Origin of the sequence: Pseudomonas sp. GD03875 (assembly GCF_029840585.1) — a bacterium.
In the GTDB taxonomy this organism is placed as follows: domain Bacteria; phylum Pseudomonadota; class Gammaproteobacteria; order Pseudomonadales; family Pseudomonadaceae; genus Aquipseudomonas; species Aquipseudomonas paralcaligenes.
On record NZ_JAOCCV010000016.1, the window covers coordinates 18,137 to 44,974 of the forward strand.

At 61.6% G+C, this 26,838-nt stretch carries 24 protein-coding genes and 3 pseudogenes; 25 read left to right on the top strand and 2 right to left on the bottom strand.

Going from position 1 to position 26,838, the window contains the following annotated elements:
* Nucleotides 1–23: 23 nt before the first annotated feature.
* The 23 genes and pseudogenes from mnmE to N5D30_RS15300 form a co-directional block, all read left to right on the top strand.
* The gene (gene mnmE, locus N5D30_RS15190) at nt 24–1,391 is read left to right on the top strand and encodes a tRNA uridine-5-carboxymethylaminomethyl(34) synthesis GTPase MnmE (RefSeq protein ID WP_279909630.1); all 1,368 of its coding nucleotides are present in this window, start codon (nt 24–26) and stop codon (nt 1,389–1,391) included.
* Nucleotides 1,392–1,777: 386 nt separating this feature from the next.
* Nucleotides 1,778–3,670 carry a tRNA uridine-5-carboxymethylaminomethyl(34) synthesis enzyme MnmG gene (gene mnmG / locus N5D30_RS15195; RefSeq protein WP_279909631.1) on the top strand — a complete coding sequence of 631 codons (1,893 nt, stop codon included), beginning with the start codon at nt 1,778–1,780 and terminating at the stop codon, nt 3,668–3,670.
* The gene (gene rsmG, locus N5D30_RS15200) at nt 3,670–4,317 is read left to right on the top strand and encodes a 16S rRNA (guanine(527)-N(7))-methyltransferase RsmG (protein ID WP_279909633.1); all 648 of its coding nucleotides are present in this window, start codon (nt 3,670–3,672) and stop codon (nt 4,315–4,317) included. The genes mnmG and rsmG overlap by 1 nt, the downstream gene beginning before the upstream one ends.
* An 11-nt stretch (nt 4,318–4,328) precedes the next feature.
* Entirely contained in the window at nt 4,329–5,117 is a 789-nt protein-coding gene (locus tag N5D30_RS15205; RefSeq protein WP_220815810.1) for a ParA family protein, read from the top strand.
* A gap of 9 nt (nt 5,118–5,126) precedes the next feature.
* Nucleotides 5,127–5,999 carry a ParB/RepB/Spo0J family partition protein gene (locus N5D30_RS15210; RefSeq protein WP_220815809.1) on the top strand — a complete coding sequence of 291 codons (873 nt, stop codon included), beginning with the start codon at nt 5,127–5,129 and terminating at the stop codon, nt 5,997–5,999.
* Nucleotides 6,000–6,144: 145 nt separating this feature from the next.
* Nucleotides 6,145–6,552 carry a F0F1 ATP synthase subunit I gene (locus N5D30_RS15215; protein ID WP_279904070.1) on the top strand — a complete coding sequence of 136 codons (408 nt, stop codon included), beginning with the start codon at nt 6,145–6,147 and terminating at the stop codon, nt 6,550–6,552.
* A 16-nt stretch (nt 6,553–6,568) separates the two neighbouring features.
* Nucleotides 6,569–7,438, top strand: coding sequence for a F0F1 ATP synthase subunit A (gene atpB, locus N5D30_RS15220; RefSeq protein ID WP_279904069.1), 870 nt, complete (start codon nt 6,569–6,571; stop codon nt 7,436–7,438).
* A gap of 92 nt (nt 7,439–7,530) precedes the next feature.
* Nucleotides 7,531–7,788 (top strand): F0F1 ATP synthase subunit C, encoded by a 258-nt coding sequence (gene atpE, locus N5D30_RS15225; protein WP_220815806.1) that lies wholly within the window; start codon nt 7,531–7,533, stop codon nt 7,786–7,788.
* 53 nt (nt 7,789–7,841) lie between these two features.
* Nucleotides 7,842–8,312, top strand: coding sequence for a F0F1 ATP synthase subunit B (locus N5D30_RS15230; protein ID WP_137973935.1), 471 nt, complete (start codon nt 7,842–7,844; stop codon nt 8,310–8,312).
* A gap of 12 nt (nt 8,313–8,324) precedes the next feature.
* The gene (locus N5D30_RS15235; RefSeq protein WP_279909634.1) at nt 8,325–8,861 is read left to right on the top strand and encodes a F0F1 ATP synthase subunit delta; all 537 of its coding nucleotides are present in this window, start codon (nt 8,325–8,327) and stop codon (nt 8,859–8,861) included.
* A gap of 21 nt (nt 8,862–8,882) precedes the next feature.
* On the top strand, nt 8,883–10,427 hold the full coding sequence (gene atpA, locus N5D30_RS15240) for a F0F1 ATP synthase subunit alpha (protein WP_220815804.1): 1,545 nt from the start codon (nt 8,883–8,885) through the stop codon (nt 10,425–10,427).
* Between the two features lie 50 nt (nt 10,428–10,477).
* Nucleotides 10,478–11,338 carry a F0F1 ATP synthase subunit gamma gene (gene atpG, locus N5D30_RS15245; RefSeq protein WP_220815803.1) on the top strand — a complete coding sequence of 287 codons (861 nt, stop codon included), beginning with the start codon at nt 10,478–10,480 and terminating at the stop codon, nt 11,336–11,338.
* A 49-nt stretch (nt 11,339–11,387) separates the two neighbouring features.
* Nucleotides 11,388–12,764: a F0F1 ATP synthase subunit beta gene (atpD, locus tag N5D30_RS15250; protein ID WP_220815802.1), complete on the top strand. Its 1,377-nt coding sequence runs from the start codon at nt 11,388–11,390 to the stop codon at nt 12,762–12,764.
* Between the two features lie 42 nt (nt 12,765–12,806).
* Nucleotides 12,807–13,232 carry a F0F1 ATP synthase subunit epsilon gene (locus N5D30_RS15255; protein ID WP_220815801.1) on the top strand — a complete coding sequence of 142 codons (426 nt, stop codon included), beginning with the start codon at nt 12,807–12,809 and terminating at the stop codon, nt 13,230–13,232.
* A gap of 110 nt (nt 13,233–13,342) precedes the next feature.
* On the top strand, nt 13,343–14,701 hold the full coding sequence (gene glmU, locus N5D30_RS15260; protein ID WP_279909635.1) for a bifunctional UDP-N-acetylglucosamine diphosphorylase/glucosamine-1-phosphate N-acetyltransferase GlmU: 1,359 nt from the start codon (nt 13,343–13,345) through the stop codon (nt 14,699–14,701).
* 116 nt (nt 14,702–14,817) lie between these two features.
* Nucleotides 14,818–15,585 carry a DeoR family transcriptional regulator gene (locus N5D30_RS15265; protein WP_279909636.1) on the top strand — a complete coding sequence of 256 codons (768 nt, stop codon included), beginning with the start codon at nt 14,818–14,820 and terminating at the stop codon, nt 15,583–15,585.
* An 11-nt stretch (nt 15,586–15,596) separates the two neighbouring features.
* Nucleotides 15,597–17,432 carry a glutamine--fructose-6-phosphate transaminase (isomerizing) gene (glmS, locus tag N5D30_RS15270; RefSeq protein ID WP_279909637.1) on the top strand — a complete coding sequence of 612 codons (1,836 nt, stop codon included), beginning with the start codon at nt 15,597–15,599 and terminating at the stop codon, nt 17,430–17,432.
* 144 nt (nt 17,433–17,576) lie between these two features.
* Nucleotides 17,577–18,404: a TnsA endonuclease N-terminal domain-containing protein gene (locus N5D30_RS15275; RefSeq protein ID WP_181121537.1), complete on the top strand. Its 828-nt coding sequence runs from the start codon at nt 17,577–17,579 to the stop codon at nt 18,402–18,404.
* A gap of 13 nt (nt 18,405–18,417) precedes the next feature.
* Complete coding sequence (locus N5D30_RS15280; protein ID WP_013984538.1) at nt 18,418–20,478, top strand: Mu transposase C-terminal domain-containing protein; 2,061 nt, start codon at nt 18,418–18,420, stop codon at nt 20,476–20,478.
* On the top strand, nt 20,471–22,081 hold the full coding sequence (locus tag N5D30_RS15285) for an ATP-binding protein (RefSeq protein ID WP_013984537.1): 1,611 nt from the start codon (nt 20,471–20,473) through the stop codon (nt 22,079–22,081). The genes N5D30_RS15280 and N5D30_RS15285 overlap by 8 nt, the downstream gene beginning before the upstream one ends.
* A 1-nt stretch (nt 22,082) precedes the next feature.
* Entirely contained in the window at nt 22,083–23,585 is a 1,503-nt protein-coding gene (locus N5D30_RS15290; RefSeq protein ID WP_034000753.1) for a TnsD family Tn7-like transposition protein, read from the top strand.
* Complete coding sequence (locus N5D30_RS15295) at nt 23,578–25,200, top strand: Tn7-like element transposition protein TnsE (RefSeq protein ID WP_013984535.1); 1,623 nt, start codon at nt 23,578–23,580, stop codon at nt 25,198–25,200. Before N5D30_RS15290 ends, N5D30_RS15295 begins: the two co-directional genes overlap by 8 nt.
* Before the next feature lie 91 nt (nt 25,201–25,291).
* Nucleotides 25,292–25,390, top strand: a pseudogene (locus N5D30_RS15300) (ATP-binding protein); the annotation flags it as partial.
* A 293-nt stretch (nt 25,391–25,683) separates the two neighbouring features.
* Here N5D30_RS15300 and N5D30_RS15305 read toward each other — a convergent pair.
* Together N5D30_RS15305 and N5D30_RS15310 are read right to left on the bottom strand one after the other, a co-directional pair.
* A pseudogene (locus N5D30_RS15305) lies at nt 25,684–25,836 on the bottom strand (transposase domain-containing protein); the annotation flags it as partial.
* On the bottom strand, nt 25,793–26,056 hold the full coding sequence (locus N5D30_RS15310; RefSeq protein ID WP_001446199.1) for a transposase: 264 nt from the start codon (nt 26,054–26,056) through the stop codon (nt 25,793–25,795). The gene N5D30_RS15310 and the pseudogene N5D30_RS15305, both read right to left, overlap by 44 nt.
* A gap of 14 nt (nt 26,057–26,070) precedes the next feature.
* Between N5D30_RS15310 and N5D30_RS15315 the strand changes: the two genes are divergently transcribed.
* Nucleotides 26,071–26,334, top strand: coding sequence for a hypothetical protein (locus N5D30_RS15315; protein WP_181121570.1), 264 nt, complete (start codon nt 26,071–26,073; stop codon nt 26,332–26,334).
* 223 nt (nt 26,335–26,557) lie between these two features.
* A pseudogene (locus N5D30_RS15320) lies at nt 26,558–26,838 on the top strand (helix-turn-helix domain-containing protein).

Genomic DNA, 26,838 nt, shown 5'->3' on the forward strand with positions numbered 1-26,838 from the left:
TCACTTTTTACCGGGAAAACGCCATGCACGCCGTTCGCGAAACCATCGCCGCAGTCGCCACCGCCCAGGGCCGCGGAGGCGTCGGCATCGTGCGCGTCTCCGGGCCGCGCGCCCGCGCCATCGGCATCACCCTCGCCGGTCTGGAGCCCAAGCCGCGCCACGCGCACTACGGCGCCTGGTGCGACGAAGACGGCGAGGTGATCGACCAAGGCCTGCTGCTGTTCTTCCCCGGGCCGAACTCCTTCACCGGCGAGGACGTGCTGGAACTGCAGGGCCACGGCGGCCCGGTGGTGCTGGACATGCTGCTGCAGCGCTGCCTCCAGCTCGGCGCGCGCCAGGCGCGCCCGGGCGAGTTCAGCGAACGCGCCTTCCTCAACGACAAGCTCGACCTGGCCCAGGCCGAGGCCATCGCCGATTTGATCGAGGCCAGCTCGGCCCAGGCCGCGCGCAATGCCCTGCGCTCCCTGCAGGGTGAATTCTCGCAGCGAGTGCATGAACTGACCGAGCGGCTGATCCAGCTACGCATCTACGTTGAGGCGGCCATCGACTTCCCCGAGGAAGAGATCGACTTCCTCGCCGATGGTCACGTGCTGAGCCAACTCGATGGCGTCCGCGACTACTTATCCACAGTGATTCGCGAAGCCGGCCAGGGAGCCCTGCTGCGCGACGGCATGACCGTGGTGATCGCCGGCCGGCCCAATGCCGGCAAGTCCAGCCTGCTAAACGCCCTGGCCGGGCGCGAGGCGGCCATCGTCACCGATATCGCCGGCACCACCCGCGACGTGCTGCGCGAACATATCCACATCGACGGCATGCCGCTGCACGTGGTCGACACCGCTGGCCTGCGGGATACGGAAGATCAGGTCGAGCGCATCGGCGTGGAGCGCGCGCTCAAGGCCATCGGTGAGGCCGACCGGGTACTACTGGTGATCGACTCCACCGCTCCGGAAGCGGCCGATCCGTTCGCCCTGTGGCCGGAATTCCTCCTTGATACGCCCGATCCGGCGCGGGTCACCCTGATCCGCAATAAGTCCGATCTCTCTGGCGAACCGGTGCTGCTGGACACCAGCGACGACGGCCATGTGACCATCTCGCTCTCCGCCAGATCGGCTGAAGGCCTTGAGCTGCTGCGCGAGCACCTGAAGGCCTGCATGGGCTTCGAGCAGACGGCGGAGAGCGGTTTCAGCGCGCGCCGCCGCCATCTGGAGGCACTGCGCCAGGCCCAGGCCAGCCTCGAGCATGGCCGTAGCCAGCTGACCCTGATGGGCGCTGGCGAACTGCTGGCCGAGGACCTGCGCCAGGCCCAGCAGGCATTGGGCGAGATCACCGGCGCCTTCAGTTCGGATGATCTGCTGGGCCGTATCTTCTCCAGCTTCTGCATCGGCAAGTAGGCCCTGAGCCCTGTGGAAAACCCGGCCTGAGCCCAGTCGATAAGCCTGGTGACAAGGGGTTGGAAAATCCGCCTGTGCATAAGATGCGTTTTAATCCACAGGAGTTGTGCAGCTTGCCCAGCGGATAGGGCCAGGAACGGCACAGCCTTATACATAGCCAGAGCCCTTTGCTCGTCTAGGCTGCAGCGATCTATCCACAGAAAAGCGCTTCACCATGAATAAACATAAAAACTAAGCTTTATAAAATTTCTCTCTTTTATTCTCTATTTTCTGAAAGCGCTCCGACTGGCTATTTTTTGTCCAGAAGGCTTCATTCAGGCAGGCCAACTCCCTATACTTGCCACCCCTTTTTCCAATCCCCCTTCTCAACAGGCACGAGGTGCGTGGTGGACTTCCCTTCCCGTTTTGACGTGATCGTGATCGGCGGCGGCCATGCCGGTACCGAAGCCGCTTTGGCGGCCGCGCGCATGGGCGTGAAGACCCTGCTGCTGACCCACAACGTGGAAACCCTCGGCCAGATGAGCTGCAACCCGGCCATTGGCGGGATAGGTAAAAGCCATCTGGTCAAGGAAATCGATGCCCTCGGCGGCGCCATGGCCATCGCCACTGACAAGGGCGGCATCCAGTTCCGCGTGCTCAACAGCCGCAAGGGCCCGGCCGTGCGCGCTACCCGCGCCCAGGCCGACCGCGTGTTGTACAAGGCCGCCATCCGCGAAATCCTGGAGAACCAGCCGAACCTGTGGATATTCCAGCAGGCGGCGGACGACCTGATCGTCGAGCAGGATCAGGTCAAGGGCGTGGTCACCCAGATGGGCCTGCGTTTCCATGCGGACAACGTGGTGCTGACCACCGGTACCTTCCTCGGCGGACTTATCCACATCGGCCTGCAGAACTATTCCGGCGGCCGCGCCGGCGACCCGCCCTCCATCGCCCTGGCCAAGCGCCTGCGCGAGCTGCCGCTACGCGTCGGTCGCCTGAAGACCGGCACCCCGCCGCGTATCGACGGCCGCTCTGTGGATTTCTCGGTGATGACTGAGCAGCCCGGCGACACGCCGATCCCGGTGATGTCCTTCCTCGGCAACAAGGAACAGCACCCGGCCCAGGTCAGCTGCTGGATCACCCACACCAACGCGCGCACCCACGAGATCATCGCTAGCAACCTCGACCGCTCGCCGATGTATTCCGGGGTGATCGAGGGTATCGGCCCGCGCTACTGCCCGTCGATCGAGGACAAGATCCACCGCTTCGCCGACAAGGACAGCCATCAGGTCTTCCTCGAGCCGGAAGGCCTGACCACCCACGAGCTGTACCCCAACGGTATCTCCACCTCGTTGCCGTTCGACGTGCAGCTGGACATCGTGCGTTCGATCCGCGGCATGGAGAACGCCCACATCGTGCGTCCCGGCTACGCCATCGAGTACGACTACTTCGACCCGCGTGACCTCAAGTACAGCCTGGAAACCAAGGTCATCGGCGGCCTGTTCTTCGCCGGCCAGATCAATGGCACCACCGGTTATGAAGAAGCTGGCGCCCAAGGCCTGCTGGCCGGCGCCAACGCCGCGCTGCGTGCCCAGGGCAAGGACGCCTGGTGCCCGCGCCGCGACGAGGCCTACATCGGCGTGCTGGTCGACGATCTGATCACCCTGGGTACCCAGGAGCCATATCGCATGTTCACCTCGCGCGCCGAATACCGGCTGATCCTGCGCGAGGACAACGCCGACCTGCGCCTGACCGAGAAGGGCCGCGAGCTGGGCCTGGTCGACGACACCCGCTGGGCCGCGTTCGAGGCCAAGCGCGAGGGTATCGCCCAGGAGGAACAGCGCCTGAAGAGCACCTGGGTGCGCCCGGGCACGCCGCAGGGCGACGCCATTGCCACGCGCTTCGGTACGCCGCTGGCCCATGAGTACAACCTGCTCAACCTGCTGGCCCGTCCGGAAATCGACTATGCGGCCCTGGCCGAAGTGACCGAGGCGCCGCAGGTCGATGTCCAGGTCGCCGAGCAGGTGGAGATCAAGACCAAGTACGCCGGCTACATCGACCGTCAGCAGAACGAGATCGAACGCCTGCGCGCCAGCGAAGACACCCGCCTGCCGGAAGACCTGGACTACGCCACCATCTCCGGCCTGTCCAAGGAGATCCAGCACAAGCTCGGCAACGCCCGGCCGGAGACGCTCGGCCAGGCCGGCCGTATCCCGGGCGTGACCCCGGCGGCCATTTCCCTGCTGCTGATCCACCTGAAGAAGCGTGGCGCCGGTCGCCAGCTGGAGCAGAGCGCCTGATGTCCATGGTCACCGAACGCCATGCCGAGGAACTCGCGCAGGGCGCGCAGGCACTGGGCGTTGCACTCTCGGCCGAGCAGCAGCAACGCCTGCTTGGCTACCTTGCCCTGCTGATCAAGTGGAACAAGGCCTACAACCTCACCGCCGTGCGCAACCCGGACGAAATGGTCTCGCGCCATCTGCTCGACAGCCTGTCCGTGGTGCCCTTCGTCGCCAAGCTCGGCGACAGCTGGCTGGATGTCGGCAGTGGCGGCGGCATGCCCGGCGTGCCGCTGGCCATCCTGTTCCCGGACAAGCGCTTCACCCTGCTCGACTCCAATGGCAAGAAGACACGCTTCCTCACCCAGGTGAAGCTGGAGCTCGGGTTGGCCAATCTGGAAGTTGTCCACAGCCGGGTCGAGGAATTTCAGCCGGAAGCGCCTTTTGCCGGCATCTGCTCGCGGGCCTTCAGTTCGCTGGAAGACTTCAGCAACTGGACCCGGCACCTGGGGAATGGCGATACCCATTGGCTGGCCATGAAGGGCGTGCAGCCGGACGACGAGCTGCAGGCCCTGCCGGCGGACTTCCGCCTGCAAAGCTGCGATGTACTCCGGGTTCCCGGTTGCCAAGGCCAGCGCCATCTGTTGATACTGCGTCGCTCGGTCTAGGGGGAAGTAAGATGGCCAAGGTATTCGCGATCGCCAATCAGAAGGGCGGGGTTGGCAAGACCACCACCTGCATCAACCTGGCCGCCTCGCTGGTCGCCACCAAGCGCCGCGTACTGCTGATCGACCTCGACCCGCAGGGCAACGCCACCATGGGTAGCGGTGTCGATAAGCAGACCCTGGAGCACTCCATCTACGACGTGCTGATCGGCGAGAGCACGGTCGGCGAGGCCATGCAGTTCTCCGAGCACGGCGGCTACCAGCTGCTGCCGGCCAACCGCGATCTGACCGCCGCCGAAGTCGCCCTGCTCGAGATGAAGATGAAGGAGAGCCGCCTGCGCTACTCCCTGGCGCCGATCCGCGAGAACTACGACTACATCCTCATCGACTGCCCGCCGGCGCTGTCCATGCTGACCATCAACGCCCTGGTCGCGGCCGATGGCGTGATCATTCCCATGCAGTGCGAGTACTACGCGCTGGAGGGGCTGACCGACCTGATGAACAGCATCCAGCGCATCGGCCAGCTGCTCAACCCTGACCTCAGGATCGAAGGCCTGCTGCGCACCATGTACGATCCGCGCATCAGCTTGACCAACGACGTTTCCGCCCAGCTCAAGGCGCACTTCGGCGACAAGCTCTACGACGTGGTCATTCCGCGCAACGTGCGCCTGGCCGAAGCGCCCAGCTTCGGCATGCCGGCGCTGGCCTACGACAAGCAATCCCGCGGCGCCATCGCCTACCTGGCCCTGGCCGGCGAACTGGTGCGCCGCCAGCGTGCCGCCGCGAAAACCGCAACCGCATAAAGGAATCCCATGGCCATCAAGAAGCGCGGGCTCGGCCGCGGACTGGACGCCCTGCTCAGCGGCAGCACCGCCGCCACCCTGGAAGAAGAAGCGGTCAAGGCCGATAGCCGTGAATTGCAGCATCTGCCCCTCGACCTGATCCAGCGTGGCAAGTACCAGCCGCGCCGCGACATGGACCCCGCCGCCCTCGAAGAACTGGCCAACTCGATCAAGGCCCAGGGCGTGATGCAGCCGATCGTCGTGCGCCCCATCGGCGGTGGCCGCTTCGAGATCATCGCCGGCGAGCGCCGCTGGCGTGCCAGCCAGCAGGCCGGCCTGGACAAGATTCCGGCCATGGTTCGCGAGGTGCCCGACGAAGCCGCCATCGCCATGGCGCTGATCGAGAACATCCAGCGCGAGGACCTCAATCCGATCGAGGAAGCCGTGGCCCTGCAGCGCCTGCAGCAGGAGTTCGAGCTGACCCAGCAGCAGGTCGCCGATGCGGTGGGCAAGTCGCGCGTCACCATCACCAACCTGCTGCGCCTGATCGCCCTGCCGGAAGAGATCAAGACCCTGCTCGCCCACGGTGACCTGGAGATGGGCCATGCCCGTGCCCTGCTCGGTCTGCCCCTGGAACAGCAGGTCGAAGCCGCGCGACATGTTGTCGCACGAGGCTTCACCGTACGCCAGACCGAGGCGCTGGTGCGCCAGTGGCTGAACAGCAAGGAAAAGCCTGTCGAGAAGGTCAAGGTCGACCCGGACATCAACCGCCTGGAACAGCGCCTGGCCGAGAAGCTAGGGGCTCCGGTGCAGATCAGGCACGGACAGAAGGGCAAGGGGCAACTGGTGATCCGCTACAGCTCGCTGGATGAATTGCAGGGCGTTCTGGCCCACATCCGCTGACACAATTACTCATGTAGCGGGCGGTCGGAATTCACTACCGGCCAGTTGAACGGGGTGGGAACCCCCCCTATACTCTGCGCGCATTTTGTCGGCACAAAGTATGCCAAGTTATTGATTTGATGTGCCGAGCCAGAGGAACAGCGAGATGGATGCCCGCACGCAGAAGCGCCTGCCCTTCCATCGCCTGCCGGTCTTTCCGGTGCTGTTCGCCCAACTGGTCGTGATTCTGCTGGCTGCCGCTACCCTGTATGGCTGGCGCGGCGCGGTGAGCGGCTACTCGGGACTCTGCGGGGGGCTTATTGCCTGGCTCCCCAACCTGTACTTCGCCCACAAGGCGTTCCGTTTCAGCGGAGCGCGGGCCGCCCAGAACATCGTCCGGTCCTTTTATGCCGGCGAGGCGGGCAAGCTGATTCTGACGGCGGTGCTCTTCGCGCTGACGTTCGTGGTGGTGAAACCACTGGAGGCGCCGGCCTTGTTCGGTGTCTTCCTGCTGGCGCTCAGCGTCGGATGGTTCGCACCGCTGCTGATGAGAACAAGACTTTCGAGACCTTAGAGCGTTTGAGGCAAACATGGCAGAACAAACCGCTTCGGGCTATATCCAGCACCACCTGCAGAACCTGACCTTCGGGCAACTGCCGAACGGTAGCTGGGGCTTCGCCCACACCGCGCAAGAAGCAAAGGAAATGGGCTTCTGGGCCTTCCACGTAGACACCCTGGGCTGGTCGGTAGTTCTCGGCCTGGTGTTTATCCTGCTGTTCCGCATGGCCGCCAAGCGCGCCACCAGCGGCCAACCGGGCGGCCTGCAGAACTTCGTCGAAGTGCTGATCGAGTTCGTCGACGGTAGCGTCAAGGATACCTTCCACGGCCGTAACGCCCTGATCGCGCCGCTGGCCCTGACCATCTTCGTCTGGATCTTCCTGATGAACCTGATGGACCTGGTGCCGGTGGACTTCCTGCCGGTCCTGGCCGCCAAGATCACCGGCAACGAGCACCTGTTCTTCCGCGTCGTGCCGACCACCGACCCGAACGCCACCCTAGGCATGGCCCTGTCAGTGTTCGCCCTGATCGTCTTCTACAGCATCAAGGTGAAAGGCATCGGCGGTTTCCTCGGCGAGCTGACCCTGCATCCGTTCGGCAGCAAGAACATCGTCGTGCAGATCCTGCTGATCCCGGTCAACTTCCTGCTCGAGTTCGTCACCCTGATCGCCAAGCCGATCTCTCTGGCCCTGCGTCTGTTCGGCAACATGTATGCCGGCGAGCTGATCTTCATCCTGATCGCCGTGATGTTCGGCAGCGGCTTGTTCCTGCTGAGCGCCCTGGGCGTCGTACTGAACTGGGCGTGGGCGGTGTTCCACATCCTGATCATCACCCTGCAGGCCTTCATCTTCATGATGCTGACCATCGTCTACCTGTCGATGGCGCACGAAGACAACCACTAAGGGGTGCCTTGCGCGTCTCTGGTAGCTGAAAACCGCTTTACCGCTTCACTTAAACCCCTAAACCAATACGACATAAAAAGTCGGGAGGAAAAATGGAAACTGTAGTTGGTCTCACCGCGATTGCCGTTGCTCTGCTGATCGGTCTGGGCGCTCTGGGTACTGCCATCGGCTTCGGCCTGCTGGGCGGCAAATTCCTGGAAGGCGCTGCTCGCCAGCCGGAAATGGTTCCGATGCTGCAGGTGAAAATGTTCATCGTCGCCGGTCTGCTGGATGCCGTGACCATGATCGGTGTTGGTATCGCTCTGTTCTTCACCTTCGCTAACCCGTTCATCGGTCAGATCCCGGCCTAATCAACTCTTCGAGTTGATTAGCTGGATAGACAACGAACGAGCGAGGTGTTGGCGTGAACATTAATGCAACCCTGATTGGCCAGGCCGTTGCGTTCTTCATTTTCGTGCTGTTCTGCATGAAGTTCGTATGGCCTCCGGTCATCACGGCTCTGCGCGAACGCCAGAAGAAGATCGCTGATGGTCTGGACGCCGCCAACCGTGCGGCTCGCGATCTGGAACTGGCCCATGAGAAAGTGGCCCAGCAACTGCGCGAAGCCAAAACCCAGGCTGCTGAAATCATCGAGCAAGCCAAGAAGCGCGGCACTCAGATCGTCGACGAAGCCCGTGATCAGGCTCGTGTCGAGGCTGACCGCGTGAAGGCCCAGGCTCAGGCCGAGATCGAACAGGAACTGAACAGCGTCAAAGACGCCCTGCGTGCCCAAGTGGGTGCCCTGGCCGTCGGCGGTGCCGAGAAGATCCTGGGTGCGTCCATCGATCAAAACGCGCATGCGGAGCTGGTTAACAAACTGGCCGCCGAAATCTAAGCGAGGGCGATCATGGCAGAACTGACCACGCTGGCCCGACCTTACGCTAAGGCAGCTTTCGAGCACGCTCAGGCCCACCAGCAACTGGCCTCCTGGTCAGCCATGCTCGGCCTGGCTGCGGCGGTGTCGCAGGACGACACCATGCAGCGCGTGCTCAAGGCCCCGCGTCTGACGAGCGCAGAGAAGGCCACCACTTTCAACGAAGTGTGTGGTGACAAGTTCGACGCCCAGGCACGCAACTTCATTTCCGTCGTCTCCGAAAACGGTCGTCTCGACCTGTTGCCGGAAATCGCCGCCCAGTTCGAGCTGTACAAGGCCGAGCAGGAGAAGTCGGTGGACGTGGAAGTGAGCAGTGCCTTCGCATTGAGCACAGAACAGCAAGACAAACTCGCCAAGGTTCTCAACGCACGGCTCAGCCGAGAAGTGCGTCTGCACGTGACGGAAGACCCCGCCCTCATCGGTGGTGTGGTCATCCGCGCGGGCGACCTGGTTATCGATGGCTCGGTTCGCGGCAAGATCGCGAAACTGGCCGAAGCGTTGAAATCTTGAGTTTGAAGGGGCAGCAGAGCAATGCAGCAACTCAATCCTTCCGAAATTAGTGAAATCATCAAGGGGCGTATCGAGAAACTCGACGTCTCTTCCCAAGCCCGCAACGAAGGTACCGTGGTATCCGTTTCCGACGGTATCGTGCGTATCTACGGTCTGGCCGACGTCATGTACGGCGAAATGATCGAGTTCCCGGGCGGCGTCTACGGTATGGCGCTGAACCTGGAGCAAGACTCCGTCGGCGCCGTAGTGCTGGGTGCATACACCAGCCTCGCCGAAGGCATGAGCGCCAAGTGCACCGGCCGCATCCTGGAAGTCCCGGTCGGTCCGGAACTGCTGGGCCGCGTGGTCGATGCCCTGGGCAACCCGATCGATGGCAAAGGCCCGATCAATGCTCAAGCCACCGACGCCGTCGAGAAAGTCGCTCCGGGCGTGATCTGGCGTAAGTCGGTCGACCAGCCGGTACAGACCGGTTACAAGTCGGTCGATGCCATGATCCCGGTAGGCCGTGGCCAGCGCGAGCTGATCATCGGTGACCGTCAGATCGGCAAGACCGCCCTGGCCGTCGATGCCATCATCAACCAGAAGAACAGCGGCATCCGCTGCGTCTACGTGGCCATCGGTCAGAAGCAATCGACCATCGCCAACGTGGTGCGCAAGCTGGAAGAAGCCGGTGCCCTGGCCAACACCATCGTTGTCGCCGCGTCCGCATCCGAGTCGGCTGCCCTGCAGTTCCTCGCGCCGTACGCCGGTTGCACCATGGGCGAATACTTCCGCGACCGCGGTGAAGACGCCCTGATCGTGTACGACGACCTGTCCAAGCAGGCCGTTGCCTACCGCCAGATCTCCCTGCTGCTGCGCCGTCCGCCGGGCCGCGAAGCCTACCCGGGCGACGTGTTCTATCTCCACAGCCGTCTGCTGGAGCGCGCTTCCCGCGTTTCCGAAGAGTACGTAGAGAAGTTCACCAATGGCGCCGTGACTGGCAAGACCGGTTCCCTGACCGCTCTGCCGATCATCGAAACCCAGGCTGGCGACGTTTCCGCGTTCGTTCCGACCAACGTGATTTCCATCACCGACGGTCAGATCTTCCTGGAATCGGCCATGTTCAACTCGGGTATCCGTCCGGCCGTCAACGCCGGTATCTCGGTTTCCCGCGTGGGTGGTGCCGCTCAGACCAAGATCATCAAGAAGCTCTCCGGTGGCATCCGTACCGCTCTGGCTCAGTACCGTGAACTGGCGGCCTTCGCCCAGTTCGCTTCCGACCTGGACGAAGCTACCCGCAAGCAGCTGGATCACGGTCAACGCGTTACCGAGCTGATGAAGCAGAAGCAGTACGCGCCGATGTCCATCGCCGACATGTCGGTGAGCCTGTATGCCGCCGAGCGTGGTTTCCTGGCCGACGTCGAAGTCGCCAAGATCATCAGCTTCGAGCAGGCCCTGATCGCCTACTTCAACCGTGAGAACGCCGCTCTGATGGCGAAGATCAACGAGAAGGGCGACTTCAATGACGACATCGATGGCCAGCTGAAAGCCGGTATCGAGAAGTTCAAGGCCACCCAAACCTGGTAAGCCGCAGTGGGGGCCGCGAGGTCCCCGCTTGCTAACCTGATAGGTGTTACATGGCAGGCGCAAAAGAGATTCGCAGCAAGATTGCGAGCATCAAAAGCACGCAGAAGATCACCAGCGCCATGGAAAAGGTGGCGACCAGCAAGATGCGCAGGGCTCAACAGCGCATGGCTGCCAGTCGTCCCTACGCGGAGCGTATCCGTCAGGTGATTGGTCATCTGGCCAACGCCAACCCGGAATATCGTCACCCGTTCATGATCGAGCGTGAGGTCAAGCGCGTCGGTTACGTGGTGGTGAGTTCGGACCGTGGTCTGTGCGGTGGTCTGAATACCAACCTGTTCAAGGCTCTGGTCAAGGACATGGCGAGCAATCGCGAGCAAGGCGTAGAGGTCGATCTCTGCGTGATTGGTACCAAGGGTGCGGCGTTCTTCCGCAGCTTCGGTGGCAATGTCGTTGCTGCGATCAGCCACCTGGGCGAAGAACCCTCGATCAACGATCTGATCGGTTCCGTCAAGGTGATGCTCGATGCCTACCTCGAAGGTCGCATCGATCGTCTGTCCGTGGTCTCGAACAAGTTCGTCAATACCATGACGCAAAAGCCGACAGTGGAGCAGCTCGTTCCCCTGGTGGCGACTCCGGATGCCGAACTCAAGCACCACTGGGACTACCTGTACGAACCCGACGCCAAACAGCTGCTTGACGGCCTGATGGTGCGTTACGTGGAGTCGCAGGTGTACCAGGCGGTGGTCGAGAACGCTGCTGCCGAACAGGCGGCGCGGATGATCGCGATGAAGAACGCCACCGATAACGCTGGTGATCTGATCAAGGACCTGCAGCTGATCTACAACAAGGCTCGTCAGGCAGCGATCACCCAGGAAATTTCGGAAATCGTCGGCGGCGCTGCCGCGGTTTAAGAACGGTTCAACTGTTTAGAACGGTTGAAAAAAGTCAGAGGAACCAAAGATGAGTAGCGGACGTATCGTTCAAATCATCGGCGCCGTTATCGACGTGGAATTCCCGCGTGATCAAGTGCCGAGTGTTTATGAAGCGCTGAAAGTAGTCGGCGCCGAAACCACCCTGGAAGTCCAGCAGCAGCTGGGCGACGGCGTGGTTCGTTCCATCGCCATGGGTTCGACCGAAGGCCTCAAGCGTGGCCTGGACGTTTCCCGTACCAACAAGGCCATCTCCGTACCGGTCGGTAAAGCGACCCTGGGCCGGATCATGGACGTGCTGGGCAACCCGATCGACGAAGCCGGCCCGATCGGCGAAGAAGAGCAGTGGGAAATCCACCGCGCTGCGCCGTCGTATGCCGAGCAAGCCGGCGGCAACGAGCTGCTGGAAACCGGCATCAAGGTAATCGACCTGGTCTGCCCGTTCGCCAAGGGCGGCAAGGTCGGTCTGTTCGGTGGCGCCGGTGTCGGCAAGACCGTGAACATGATGGAACTGATCCGTAACATCGCCATGGAACACAGCGGTTATTCCGTGTTCGCTGGTGTGGGTGAGCGTACTCGTGAGGGTAACGACTTCTACCACGAGATGAAGGACTCCAACGTTCTCGACAAAGTGGCCCTGGTCTATGGCCAGATGAACGAGCCGCCAGGCAACCGTCTGCGCGTGGCACTGACCGGCCTGACCATGGCCGAGAAGTTCCGTGACGAAGGCCGTGACGTTCTGTTGTTCGTCGACAACATCTACCGCTACACCCTCGCCGGTACCGAAGTATCCGCGCTGCTGGGTCGTATGCCTTCCGCAGTGGGTTACCAGCCGACCCTGGCCGAGGAAATGGGCGTTCTGCAAGAGCGCATCACCTCCACCAAGAACGGCTCGATCACCTCTGTACAAGCCGTATACGTACCCGCGGACGACCTGACCGACCCGAGCCCGGCGACCACCTTCGCCCACTTGGACGCCACCGTCGTACTGTCGCGTGACATCGCCTCCCTGGGTATCTACCCGGCCGTGGACCCGCTGGACTCCACCTCCCGTCAGCTCGATCCGCTGGTGGTTGGCCAGGAGCACTACGAGACCGCCCGTGGCGTGCAGTACGTACTGCAGCGCTACAAGGAGCTGAAGGACATCATCGCGATCCTCGGCATGGACGAACTGTCGGAAGCCGACAAGCAGCTGGTATCCCGTGCTCGTAAGATCCAGCGCTTCCTGTCCCAGCCGTTCTTCGTGGCCGAAGTCTTCACCGGTTCGCCAGGCAAGTACGTTTCCCTGAAGGACACCATCGCCGGTTTCAGCGGCATTCTGAAAGGTGACTACGATCACCTGCCGGAGCAGGCGTTCTACATGGTTGGCAGCATCGACGAAGCCATCGAGAAAGCCAAGAAACTGTAATCCCCCTGTGCGCCCGGCAACGGGCGCTCGTGAGGCAAGCGTATGGCCATAACAGTCCATTGCGATATCGTCAGCGCCGAGGCGGAGATCTTCTCCGGTCTGGTCGAGATGGTGATCGCGCACGGCAACCTGGGTGATCTCGGTATCGCTCCGGGCCATGCCCCGCTGATCACCGACCTGAAGCCGGGCCCGATCCGCCTGGTCAAGCAGGGTGGCGAGCATGAGGTGTTCTACATCTCTGGCGGCTTCCTCGAAGTGCAGCCGAACATGGTGAAGGTCCTGGCCGACACCGTGACCCGTGCTGGCGACATCGACGAAGCGGCTGCTCAGGAGGCCCTCAAGGCCGCCGAGAAGGCGCTCAACGAGAAAGGCTCGGAATTCGACTACGGTTCCGCCGCCGCTCACCTGGCCGAAGTGGCAGCCCAGCTGCGCACCGTCCAGCAGCTGCGCAAGAAGTTCGGCGGTTGATCCGACGGCTTCAGCGCGAGCAGGTAAAAGGGTAGCCTTGGCTACCCTTTTTCTTTTCTGCCGTTTTATCCACAGGTGGTGTTGCGCCTGTGCCCGTTCAGGATTCCGCCATGTCCCTCGATATCGTCATCCTCGCCGCCGGCCAGGGCACCCGCATGCGCTCGGCCCTGCCCAAGGTCCTGCATCCGGTCGCCGGCAAGCCCATGCTCGGCCACGTCATCGACACCGCCCGCCAGCTCTCGCCGCGCAAGATCCACGTGGTGATCGGCCACGGCGCCGAGCTGGTCCGCGAGCGCCTGGCGGCCGACGATATCCACTTCGTGCTGCAGAGCGAGCAACTCGGCACCGGCCATGCCGTGGCCCAGGCGCTGCCGGCGCTGGACGCGGACAAGGTGCTGATCCTCTACGGCGACGTGCCGCTGACCAGGGTCGAAACCCTCACCCGCCTGCTGGAGCAGGCCAACGATTCCCAGCTGGGCCTGCTGACGGTCAACCTGGCCGATCCCACCGGCTACGGCCGTATCGTCCGCGACGCCGCTGGCGTGGTGCAGGCGATCATCGAGCACAAGGATGCCAGCGACGCACAGCGTGCCATCCGCGAAGGTAATACCGGCATCCTCGCCGTGCCGGGCAGGCGCCTCGGCGACTGGCTGGGCCGCCTGTCCAACAGCAACGCCCAGGGCGAGTACTACCTGACCGACGTGATCGCCATGGCCGTGGCCGATGGCCTGGTAGTCGCCACCGAGACTGCCCAGGACGAGATGGAAGTGCTCGGCGCCAACGACCGCATCCAGCTGTCGCAGCTCGAATGCCATTATCAGCAGCGCATGGCCCGCCAACTGATGGCCCAGGGCGTGACCCTGCTCGACCCGCATCGTTTCGATGTGCGGGGCGAGGTCACCGTGGGGCGTGACATCACCATCGACATCAACGTGATCCTCGAAGGCAAGGTGGTCATCGAGGATTTTGTTTCGATCGGCCCGAACTGCGTGATCAAGGACTCGGTGCTGCGCCGCGGTGCCGTGGTGAAAGCCAACAGCCATCTGGAAGGCGCCGAGCTGGGCGAGGGCGCCGACTGCGGCCCGTTCGCCCGCCTGCGTCCGGGCGCCAAACTGGGCGCCAAGGCGCATGTCGGCAACTTCGTCGAACTGAAGAACGCGGTGCTGGGTGAGGGCGCCAAGGTCGGCCACCTGAGCTACCTGGGCGACGCCGAGATCGGTGCGCGCACCAACATCGGCGCCGGCACCATCACCTGCAACTACGACGGCGCCAACAAGCACCGTACCGTGCTGGGCGAGGACGTGTTCATCGGCTCCAACAGCGCCCTGGTCGCGCCGCTCAGCCTCGGTGACGGCGCCACCACCGGCGCCGGCTCCACCGTGACCCAGGATGTACCGGCCAAGGCCCTGGCCGTGGGGCGCGCCAAGCAACGCAACATCGAAGGCTGGAAGCGCCCGACCAAGAAATAGGGTGAGGCGATTCCCCTCAGGAAAGGCGGCCAAGGCCGCCTTTTGTCCATCGGGAACTTGACCAAACGCTTTCGTTGGGTTTTGATTCGCTCACTTATCTTTCGAATCGAAACTTAATGTCCAAGCGCAATACGCCACAACGCCGCCACGCCATCCTGGCCTTGCTCAACGAGCGGGGCGAAGTGGTCGTGGACGCACTGGCACAGCATTTCTCCACCTCGGAAGTTACGATTCGAAAGGACCTGGCCGAACTGGAGAAGAATGGCCTGTTGCTGCGCCGCTACGGTGGTGCCGTATCGATGCCGCAGGAGCTGATCGGTGAGCCGGCGCAGCCGGTGTCGCGGCACAAGCAGGCCATCGCCCGCGCGGCGGTGGGGCTGATCCGCGAGCACGCCCGGATCATCATCGACAGCGGCAGCACCACGGCGGCGATGATCCCGCAGCTCGGCCACAAGCCCGGCCTGGTGGTGATGACCAACTCGCTGAACGTGGCCAACGCCCTGCGCGATATCGAGCACGAGCCGATGCTGCTGATGACCGGCGGGACCTGGGACCCGCACTCGGAATCCTTCCAGGGCCAGGTGGCCGAGCAGGTGCTGCGCTCCTACGACTTCGACCAGCTGTTCATCGGCGCTGACGGGATCGACCTGGAACGCGGCACCACCACTTTCAATGAGCTGCTGGGTCTGTCCCGGGTCATGGCCGAGGTGGCCCGTGAGGTCATCGTCATGGTCGAGAGCGACAAGATCGGCCGGCGCATTCCCAACTTGGAACTGCCCTGGAGCAGCGTCCATACCCTGATCACCGACGACCGCCTGGACCTCCGGGTGGCCGAACAGATACGCGCGCGTGGAGTCCAGTTGACCCTCGCCGCCGCTTCCTGAGGAGAAACACTATGTGTGGCATCGTTGGCGCCGTCGCCGAACGCAACATCACCCCGATCCTGGTCGAAGGCCTCAAGCGCCTGGAATACCGCGGCTATGACAGCGCCGGCGTGGCGGTCTTCACCCAGGCCGGCGAACTGCAGCGTAGCCGCCGGGTCGGCAAGGTCGCCGAGCTGGAGCAGGCCCTGGCCGGCGAGCCGCTGACCGGCCATCTGGGCATCGCCCATACCCGCTGGGCGACCCACGGTGCGCCGAGCGAACGCAATGCCCACCCGCATTTCTCCGCCGACGAGCTGGCGGTGGTGCACAACGGCATCATCGAGAACCACGAGGAGCTGCGTGAGCGCCTCAAGGGCCTCGGCTACGTCTTCGCCTCGGACACCGACACCGAGACTATCGTCCACCTGCTGCACCACAAGCTGCAGCAGGGCGGCGACCTCACCGCCGCGCTCAAGGCCGCCATTCCCGAGCTGCACGGCGCTTACGGCCTGGCGGTGATCAGCGCCAGGCAGCCGGACCGCATCCTCGCCGCGCGCAGTGGCAGCCCGCTGGTGATCGGCCTGGGCCTGGGCGAGAACTTCCTCGCCTCCGACCAGCTGGCCCTGCGCCAGGTGACCGACCGTTTCATGTACCTGGAGGAGGGCGATATCGCCGAGATCCGCCGCGACAGCGTGCAGATCTGGGATGTCGACGGCCATTCCGTGCAACGTGAATCGGTGCAGTATCACGAGGGTGCCGAAGCCGCCGACAAGGGCGAGTATCGCCACTTCATGCTCAAGGAGATCCACGAGCAGCCCAAGGTCGTGCAGCGCACTCTTGAGGGCCGCCTGGGTGGCGACCACGTCCTGGTCCAGGCCTTCGGCCCGCAGGCCGCGGAACTGTTCGCCAAGGTGCGCAACGTGCAGATCGTCGCCTGCGGTACCAGTTACCATGCCGGCATGGTCGCCCGTTACTGGCTGGAGGCGCTGACCGGCATTCCCTGCCAGATCGAAGTGGCCAGCGAATTCCGCTACCGCCAGGTGGCGGTACAGCCGGACAGCCTGTTCGTCACCATTTCCCAGTCCGGCGAGACCGCCGACACCCTGGCCGCCCTGCGCAACGCCAAGCGGTCCGGCTACCTGGCCAGCCTGACCATCTGCAACGTCGGCACCAGTTCCCTGGTCCGTGAATCCGACCTGACCCTGCTGACCCAGGCCGGTCCGGAAATCGGCGTGGCCTCGACCAAGGCCTTCACCACCCAGCTGGTCTCCCTGCTGCTGCTGACCCTGGCCCTGGGCCAGGTGCGCGATACCCTGCAAGCCGGTGTCGCTGCCGAGCTGGTGGAAGAACTGCGTCGCCTGCCGACCCGCCTGGGCGAGGCGCTGGCCATGGACAAGACCGTGGAGAAAGTCGCCGAGCTGTTTGCCGAGAAGCACCACACCCTGTTCCTCGGCCGCGGCGCCCAGTACCCGGTGGCCATGGAAGGTGCGCTCAAGCTCAAGGAAATCTCCTACATCCATGCCGAGGCCTACCCGGCCGGGGAACTCAAGCATGGCCCGCTGGCCCTGGTGGACGGCGACATGCCGGTGGTCACCGTGGCGCCGAACAACGAGCTGCTGGAGAAGCTCAAGTCCAACCTGCAGGAAGTGCGCGCCCGTGGCGGCCAGCTGATCGTCTTCGCCGACGAGGACGCCGGCCTGGGCAACGGCGAGGGCACCCAGGTGATCAACATGCCGCACATCCACGATGTACTGGCGCCGATCCTCTACACCGTGCCGCTGCAGCTGCTGTCCTACTACGTGGCCGTGCTCAAGGGCACCGACGTGGACCAGCCGCGCAATCTGGCCAAGTCGGTGACGGTGGAGTGATTCGCCCGGGTGAAATCCGGGAGGTGTGGGATGCAAATAAAGGTTCATCCGTACAAATAAAGTTTCATCCTTATAAATAAAGTTTCATCCTGAGCCTGCATCCGCTATGTTGATGTCATCGACACAGCGGGGGCAGGCTTTCTCATGTCTGGAACATTCAAGGGGCTGACCCAGGCCCAGATCGATAGAAGGCTCAAGGACGGGCGTGGCCAAGGCCAGGGATCAGACTACAAGCCGTTCATCTACACCAGGGACGTGTCCTCGCTGGGTCGCTCCCACCGCCTGCCTGGCAGCAAGACCCGGCGTTTACACCATCTTCTATCCGATCTTGAACTGGCCATCTTCCTGACCTTGGATCGGTCTCCCCATGTCACCGATATCCGTGAACAGTTTCCGATGCGGGTCGAAGATACGGTGCGCATCGCCGAGGAGCTTGGCCTGCCCCACGGTCGTTACAAGGGTACCCCGCAGGTACTGACCAGCGACTTTCTGGTGGATTTCGAAGATCCTCAGCGCCCGAGTATCGCGATTCAGGCCAAGTACAGTACCGACCTGCAGAAGCCTGAAGTTATCGAGAGGCTTGAGCTTGAAAGGCGCTACTGGCAGGAAAAAGGTATTCCCTGGGTCATCGTCACGGAGCGCGAGGTATCCAAGGTGGCATTTGCCAATATCCAATGGCTCTATCCTGCCCATGCTGAAGACGACATCGCTCAGGACGATATCGCCCATTACCAGCAGCTGTTTCTGCTCGAATTTCAGCGTCACCCAGACCGGAAGCTGACCGCTATTGCCCAAGGACTGGATACCTCCTGCCAACTGGAGGCCGGTCAGGCGCTCTATTGGCTACGCCAGTTGCTGGCCCGGCACTGTTTCCTTTTCGATCTTGACACTCCTTACCGGGAGCTGAAGCCGAAAGACCTGGTTGCCAACTCTCATAAAATGCATCAGGAGCTGAGCAGTGTTGCCCGTTAATCAGGTGTTCCGGATGGGGGAACTGCGAAAGCGCCTGCTCTGGTCAGGTACCGAGCAGGCAATCTGGATCGATATCGATTCGGACACGGCGTTGCCCGAACCGATATCGATTGCAGAGCTGGAGCGTCTGCTCATGGAGCGGGAGCTGGAGAGCATTGCCGATCCCTTCGAGGAGACAGTCCTACGGGAGGTTGAGGAGGGTTCCCTTGATCAGCAGAAGCGTGATGAAGCTTGGGCAATGCTGGCGGATTTTATGCACGATCCCCAGCTTTTCGTGCGGCGCCCCAGAGGGCTCATTGTCAGAGGCATCATGGAGCGCCATGGTGTCACCAATCAGACGGTGTACAGGTTACTGAGGCGCTACTGGCAGCGAGGCATGTGCAGGAATGCCCTCTTGCCGGACTATGTCAACTCGGGCGCCCGTGGCAAGCGCAGAAAGCCGAACCAGGCCAAGCTGGGCAGGCCCAGAGTGGTGATGGAGGGGAAAGGGAGCAATGTCACGCCGGACATCGAGCGCATTTTTCGCCGGGTCATCGAGGAACGCTTGCTCAAGGAAAAACATCCGTCCATTCCTGATGCCTACGCCTCCGGGCTGAACCTGCTCCGTGCTGTTCTGCCGGAGCTGCCGACCTCCGAACTGCCTACATTGGGGCAGTTCCGTTACTTCTATGGGCGCGAATATCACTTCACCGACACCTTGCCACGCAGGGTGTCCGCAGTGGATTTTGCCAAGGACTTCCGACCGCTCAGCAGTACATCGACGACCGAGGCACTGGGGCCCGGATACCGCTACCAGATAGATGCCACCATCGCCGATATCTATCTGGTTTCAGAACATGATCGCAGCCTTATCGTCGGCAGGCCTGTCGTTTACATGGTGATCGACGTGTTCAGCCGCATGGTCGTTGGTATGTACGTCGGATTCGAGGGGCCTTCCTGGGTCAGTGCCATGGTGGCATTGGCCAACACGGTCGCCGACAAGGTTGAGTATTGCCTCCAGTATGGCGTGGAGATCGATGCCAGCGACTGGCCGGTCAAAGGCTTGCCGGATGTGGTGCTGGCCGATAAGGGCGAACTGAATGGCACCAAGGTGGAAGCATTTTCCCAAGCCTTCGGCGTTCGCATCGAGAATGCCCCGGCCAGGCGAGGAGATGCCAAGGGTATCGTCGAGCGTTATTTCCGGACGGTGCAGGAGCGTTTCAAGCCCTATGCCTGCGGTGTGGTCGAGGACAATACCAGCCGGAAGCGGGGTGGCCACGACTACAGGCTTGATGCCAGTCTGACCTTGCCTGAATTCACGAAGATCATCATCGCCGGCATCCTCTACCACAACAACTTCCACACCTTGAGCAAATACGACAGGACCTCTGGTATGCCTGGCGATCTGCCAGCCATCCCGGTCATGCTGTGGAACTGGGGCTTGGCCAACCTGACCGGCCGGTTACGTACTGCGCCCGAGGAGCTGGTGCGGATCAATCTTTTGCCCCATGAGTCGGCCACGGTTTCGGAGCTGGGAATCAGGCTGTTCGGCTGCTTCTACACCTGCCAGGAAGCAATCAGGGAAGGTTGGTTTCACCGAGGCCAGGGGCGCCGGCCGACAGGGGTAACGGTCGCATACGATCCGCGTAGCGCCGACCATATCTACCTGCGGCCGTCCAATAGTCTCAAGGACTACTGGGTTTGCGATCTGGCCGACCGTAGTCGACGCTTCAGGGGGATGACCTTCTGGGATGTCTGGCTGCTGTCCAGAGAGGAACGGCGTAGCGATACCAACGCGGCGGCTGAAGCTTTGGTAGAGAGAGGCAGTCTTCTGAAGCAGATCGAGTCCATCGTTGCCCAGGCAGAGGATGCCAGTCCGGTCAAAACGGGTATGACCACGAAGGATCTGGGAACCCAGATCCGCGAGAACAAGCAGCAGGAAAAGCGCCAGGAACGCCAGAAAACAGCATTCAAACTGGAGAAATCACAGCAGAAAAAGCCAGCCGAGGTGATCCCACTGCGGGGCGAGAAGCAGGAAGATTATGCCTTCCCAGATCTCAGTGACCTGATATTCAAGGAGGAAGAGGATGACTGAAGAATTCCAGCGCGGAGTCATTCCCCTGGCGCGTTACCAGGAGCAGCAGCTTCCTGAGTATCAGGACAATCCGCTCATCAGCGCATTGCCTCCGATTCCTGATCTGCAGGAGGTGGTCGGTCTATTGCAGCAGCTTCCCGGTTTCGAGCCGCAGGAGGCGCTTCTGGATGGTCGGCTCAGGGCACATGCAATTGCCCGCCTGTTGCACGGCTTCTTCCAGCCGCTGAGCCATCACTTGGAGCTGGAGAGCAAGATCAGCCTGATGATCCGTCAAGGGTACATCGGTCGGAATCCGGCCAGTGGTGCCTGGTATGCGCACCTGCAGAATGGCTATCGCCGTGTCGAGGAGGAGGATCTGGATGCGGCGGTGTACCAGAGTGTCTCCTCTACGGCCAACAGCCTGTCGCTGTTCGGCTGCTCCGGTTGCGGCAAGACGCGCACGCTGGAGCGGATTCTGGGCATGTACCCCCAAGCCCTCCATCACCCTGATTACAACATCACTCAACTGGTCTATCTGAAGGTCGACTGCCCAATTGACGGTGACTTGGATGAGCTGTGCCTGAGCTTCTTCAACGAAGTAGACAAGATCCTGGGTACCTACTACAGCCGTAGCCACGGACGCAAGAAGCTGGGTACCAAACGTCTGCTGGCATCCATGTGCCAGGTAGCCAATCTGCACGCGCTCGGAGTGCTGATCATCGACGAGGTTCAGAACCTCAACGAGGCACGCTCCGGTGGTGCCGAAAAAATGCACAATTTCTTCGTGTCGCTGGTGAACACCATCGGTGTTCCGATCATTCAGGTCGGCACCCACCGGGCCAGCAAGTTCTTCCAGCGCACGTTCCGGGCTGCTCGGCGGGTCTCCGGGTTGGGCAGCATCCGCTGGGATAGGTTGCCTCGGGACGAGCATTGGAAGCGTCTGTTGAAGCGGCTCTGGAAGTATCAGTGGCTGCGAAATGCGGCGCCGCTGGATGATGAACTGGAGGCTACGATGTACGACCTCACCCAAGGGGTCATGGACATCATCATCAAGCTGTTCGCGCTGGCGCAGATCCGGGCGATAGTGACAGGTGTCGAGTGCATCAAGCCGCTGTTGCTGCGCAGGGTTTTCGAGGACGAGTTCAAACCGGTCCATCCGATGCTAGCGGCCTTGCGGAGCGGTAGGCCCGAGCTGATCGCCAAATATGACGACCTGCTGATGCCAGAGATCGAGGGACGGTTGCTGGCCCTGACTCGCTCTCTGGATAGCGTCCCCCAACCTAAACCGCCGGCCCCTCCGGCAGATGACAAGGCAAAGCGGCTGGCCGCCCTGCTCGAAGGTATGGAAATCCCGAGGGACATCGCCATTCCCATGGCCGATGAATTGTTGGCGGAGAATCCGGACATCCCGCTGGCGGCCCTGATTCACAAGGCCACGGCCTACCTCGCGCAGGACGCTCCCAAGAGGCCCGGCATTTCCAGAGTTAAGCGGACGGAGTGGGGGTGCCTATCCGAGGAGGATCTGCGCCGACGTTATGCCGATGGGCCTGAAAGCGAGGCCTATGACAGATTCAAGCAGGCTGGCTTGATCCTCGATCTGCGGCCTCTGCTGAGAGCGAGCTGAAATGTACTTCCCCAGGCTCTACCCGGACGAACTGCTTTACAGCGGTATTGCCCGGTGCCGGGTACATCTGGGGATAGGCAACCACAAGACCTTGCTGCACATGCTTTTCGGTGACAGCAAGGTTGCCGCGATTACCGATCTGCCTACACACCTGACTGCGTTGGCGAACAACACGGGCTTGGATGCGGAAGGCATGATCCTGAATCACACGCTGTTCCCGCTCTATGCCCCTTTCATTCCGCCGGAGCGCCGTACCGATCTTTTTCAGGCCATGCTTGCTCCCGACCGGCCGACGATTGGTCTGTCTGGGGCCTCGACGGCCTTGGTCAAGTGGCCCGATTGGCTGCGTTACTGCCCGATCTGCTTTGAAGATATGGCTGCGCGCTACGGTGAACCCTACTGGCGGCGTAGCTGGCAGATTCAAGGGATAGATGCCTGTCCCGAGCATGGCTGTCAGCTCCTGAACTCACCTATCCCGTTCCGTCGAGCGCAGCGGCACGAGTTTCATCCAGCCTCCCCACTGTTTCTTCCACCTGATCTTCACGTGAGTCCTGCGGGCGAGGAGGCTATCAGGCTCGCCAAGGCTGCTATGCAGCTGCTGGCGCTCGAAGAGGTGCAATCGCCTGGCTACGGACGCTGGACCAACCTGTACCGGCACCTGGCAACAGAGTGCGGCGCCAGACGCGGCCGTCAGGTCAGGGCTGAAGTCATCTGGGAGAAGATTCTGGCATCCCATCGCAGGGATTGGCTTGCTGCGAACGGTCTGCTGACATCCGGAGAGCCTCCGCCCTGGCTGTTGGCGATATTCAGGAAGCATCGCAAGGGATTCAGTGCGCTGCAGCATCTGATCGTCTGGACCAGCCTGCGCCCTGGCCAGCATGCTGGCGAGCTGATCAGCGAGGCGAAGATTCGCCAGGTCGACCCTGCCTCCGACCGGTCAGTGCAGCTGCTCCCCGCTGAATTTGAGCAAAAGCAGCAATACCGAGCCGTTTGGCTGCAAGCACTGGATAACCACGGTGGCGCCAAGGCAGCCAGGCAAAACGGAGGAGAGGCATGTTACGCCTGGCTCTATCGTCATGACCGAAGCTGGCTGATGGCTGAGAATCAGGCCAGACCGCGCCGACAGGGCAACAACAGCCATGTTGACTGGCAAGCGCGGGACAGAAAGCTGGTACGCCTGCTGATCCGAATTGGCAGAGACAGCGAAGAAGACCGGAGCCTTCCGCGCAGGAGTCGCAACTGGTTCCTGCAGCAGCTACCCCATCGGGCATCAGTCGAGCATCATCTCGCTCAACTGCCCCTGTGCCGCACTTTCCTGGATCGCTATGCCGAGTCTGTCGGGGAATATCAGATCCGTCGCCTGACTGCAGCAATGCTGGAGGATGTACAGACTGGCATAACGTCCAGGCGCTGGGAGCTGGAAAAGCGTTGTGGGTTAGAAAAGAGCAAGATGGCACCTCTGACCACTGAATTCATTCGATTGGTAGGAAGTTGGATTGAATAGGACAGTATTTCGTCAGATCCCGAACGGATCCAGGTTGCTGGCCGTTGGAAATTTTTTCAGGGCCCCGACTTCGGCGGCCGAGTGGCGCTTGGCGGCTCTCTTTGAGCGTAACGGTAAGTTGCAGTTGCAGCGGTTCGCACAGGAGATGTCGTGTGTCTTGGCTGTTGGTCGCGAGTTTCTTGGCGAAGAAGGGGCTCCTTATCGTCCCAGTGGTTTCAAGAAGACGGTGGTGCTTCCTGCAATAGATACCTGGCGGGAACGGCAGTTGGGTGAGTGCCCACGTCTGGCCAGAAGGCTTGCTGCAAATCCTGAGATATCTGGACAGCGATGCTTTGTGTTCGAGGTCAATGGTCTGACCGTCTGGCTGCCGAAATTCGAGCTGGCGCGAAAAATGTTCTTCCACGCTGCCTTCATCGTCCGTGCAGCCTTCGCACCGAATGGCTTGGACATGGCCTTCACGGTCTACAGAGAGGGCGATGTTGTTCATATCCATACGCCCCCGAAGACAGGTGCGCCAAGTCAGCTTCTCAAAATCAAGGGATACAGAGACCATTTCAGTTGGCTGCTGCTGAATCAGGATGTGAAGCGATCCTTCGAGTCAATCTGGCAAAGCCTCAATCAAAGGCAAGAGCGGGTACCGCAAGAGTCGGCGTATGCCAGGTGGCAGTTCGACTTCATGGCACCCCCTTCCCTCGTGGGTACCACCATGGATGTGCGAGGCCCCTTTGATCCGGAAAGCAACGAATTGCTGGTCTGGGAGATCGAAAAGCTTCAGGGGCTCCGGTTTAGCCATCGCGGTGATATTTTTTTCCACCATCCTGCTCTCAAGTTACCCGTCAGGGGAGATAGCACAGGCTGTGTATCCGTGCCATCGGGAGGCAAGGAGTTGGAGGTGGATACTGACGAAGAGCCGACTGCTGCCAAGGAGCAGAGGTTGATTCACCTGCCCGTTGAGGGAGTCACGTTTGATGCTCAGCTGCGCACCAAGATCGCCTACAACGGGGAGCGTGCCAACGCTCATGGCAAGAAGGTCGACGACGAGCAATGCCCGAGCAGAGAAAGTCAACTCTTCGGCGTGGCTGATCCTGTGAGCGAGGGCAGCATAGCGTCAGGAGAATTCCAACAACTGGGTGAGGGAGAGGGTGATGGGGACGAGCATGAACGGCTTGCAGATCGCTTCTCGCTGCTCCGAGAGATTCTTGAACAAATCACTCAAGAGTCTGGAATTGCGTTGGTAGCACTGGAGGTGAAGCCTCTGCCGCCCGTTCCACGTTGCAGCTACCACATGATCGATCACGAAAAATCACGCTGTTATCTGCTGGCAAGGTTCAAGCTGCGAAACGGCGAACAACGCTATCTTCTAGAAATAGATACCTCAGACAACCGGAAGACCATGTCAACGCGGATCATGGGCTTCAAAGCAGGTGTTGAAGCCGAGAAATGCATCGACAAGTTCCTGAGGCAGACAGTGAAAGGTTCGTTGCGCTGGCCGCGCACTATGACGGGCTTCTGTGAGCCTTTGCACTCTGTGCATCACCCGAAAGAAAGCTCATCTGGGGCCAACCATGCCCGGGTGTTCGACTGGAAGCAGCGGATACGCGCGGCCCTAGGCTGATTGCAGAATACACCGCAGTTCGGCTGCGATACATCTTGTCGCGCACTGCGTGCAGCCTCCCCGAAACTGCCCGGAGCCGTGCCAAGGCGATATAGGCCCCTTGGGAGTCGGCAAGACGCATCTGGCCATCGCACTGCGCTATCGGGCGGCGCAGTGCGGCATCAAGACCCGCTTCATCACTGCGGCCGACCTTGGTGCCGCAACTGGGCGCGGACCAGCGTAACCGTCCGGGCATCCCGGCTGGCTTGACCCCGCCAAGCTAAGAGATGGTGGCAGTTCGTGGATGCCGTTTCCCGGGTGCACGCGATCCGAGACCACGCGATCAAGCAGGAAAACGAGCACCTGGGCTTGCCTGACTGACCGCAGGCCGGCGACGACAAGGTGGAAAAGTTCGGCGTGTGGCTCTGGCGGCAACGATCCCGCGAAGGGCGGACGGTGCTTGAGCTGTTGAACGTAAGCATGCGGGCAAACCGTCTTGCGCGACTATGCCGGATGCCACCTATGCGGCAGCAGCTCTGCAATCTCACTCGCCCGCTGCGTCGGCAACCGTGTCAGCACATCCTTGAGATAGGCATACGGATCGTGCCCATTATTACGGGCCGACTGGATCAAACTCATGATCGCAGCAGCGCACTTGAGCATGCGATCCCGCGCCGAGCATTTGAGAAGGCAACGGGATGAACGCTGGCTGGATAGCCGTGGTTTTCTGGGTATGCAGCCGAATCCATTTGTGGACGAGGTTGGCATTGAGGCTGTAGCCCAAGGCGATGTTTGCGATGGAGGCACCGGGTTCAGAACACTCCTGAATGACCTGGGCCTTGAAAGATTTGCTGTAGGTACGGCGCTGAGGGGGCATGGAAAATCCTCTTGATGGGCCATGGCCTTCGGCGGCGGTGTCGGGAAGGTGTGTTGGCCGGACGGATACTGTTGAACTACGTTGTCTGGGGCAACGGAAGTGTTTCGGCCCGACTCTGGAACGCGATCCGCAGCGACGACTGGGCAATTCCGCACGTTGGCCTGAGCTGCCTCGGGGAAATCGTCGGCTGGGCGCGCCCAGACGAGTTTCCGCCAAGGAACATGCAGACGAGCAAGGGGCTGCGGGCACTCGGCTACAACGTGAGGATCGGTGTTTGATCGAGGCGCCTGTGGCACACGCAGGCTGACGAGCCAGGCGCTGTCCATGGCCTGATCAGGCCGCCCCGCTGCGCCTTGCCTGAGCAGTTGACCTGCATCAATGGGGCGGGAGATCGCTGTACATTGACTCTTGAAGTTTGTCCTGGTAAGCGCAATATCTTGCAAAGTCTTGTAAGGATTTCCTTGGCCGGAACCGCAAAGCGACGCGATTGGAGCGGGTGAGATGAAAGCGCACCTACAGGTGATTTTCACGCTCGATGAATTGGCTGCGTACTTGAAAGTCGGCAAGCGGACGCTTTATCGGCTCGCGCGCACGGGGACATTCCGGCTTTCAAGGTGGGCGGGACGTGGCGGTTTCGTCAAAGTGAAATCGATCGGTGGATCAATGATCAGACCCAAGCCGGAGCAAAGAAGGAGGTGATGCGCAAGCGTGAACAGCAGAAGTCATCTGAGCAGCCCGTGTCGCTTGGGCGCACTGTCCGGCGCAGCAGGCAAAGGGCTTGA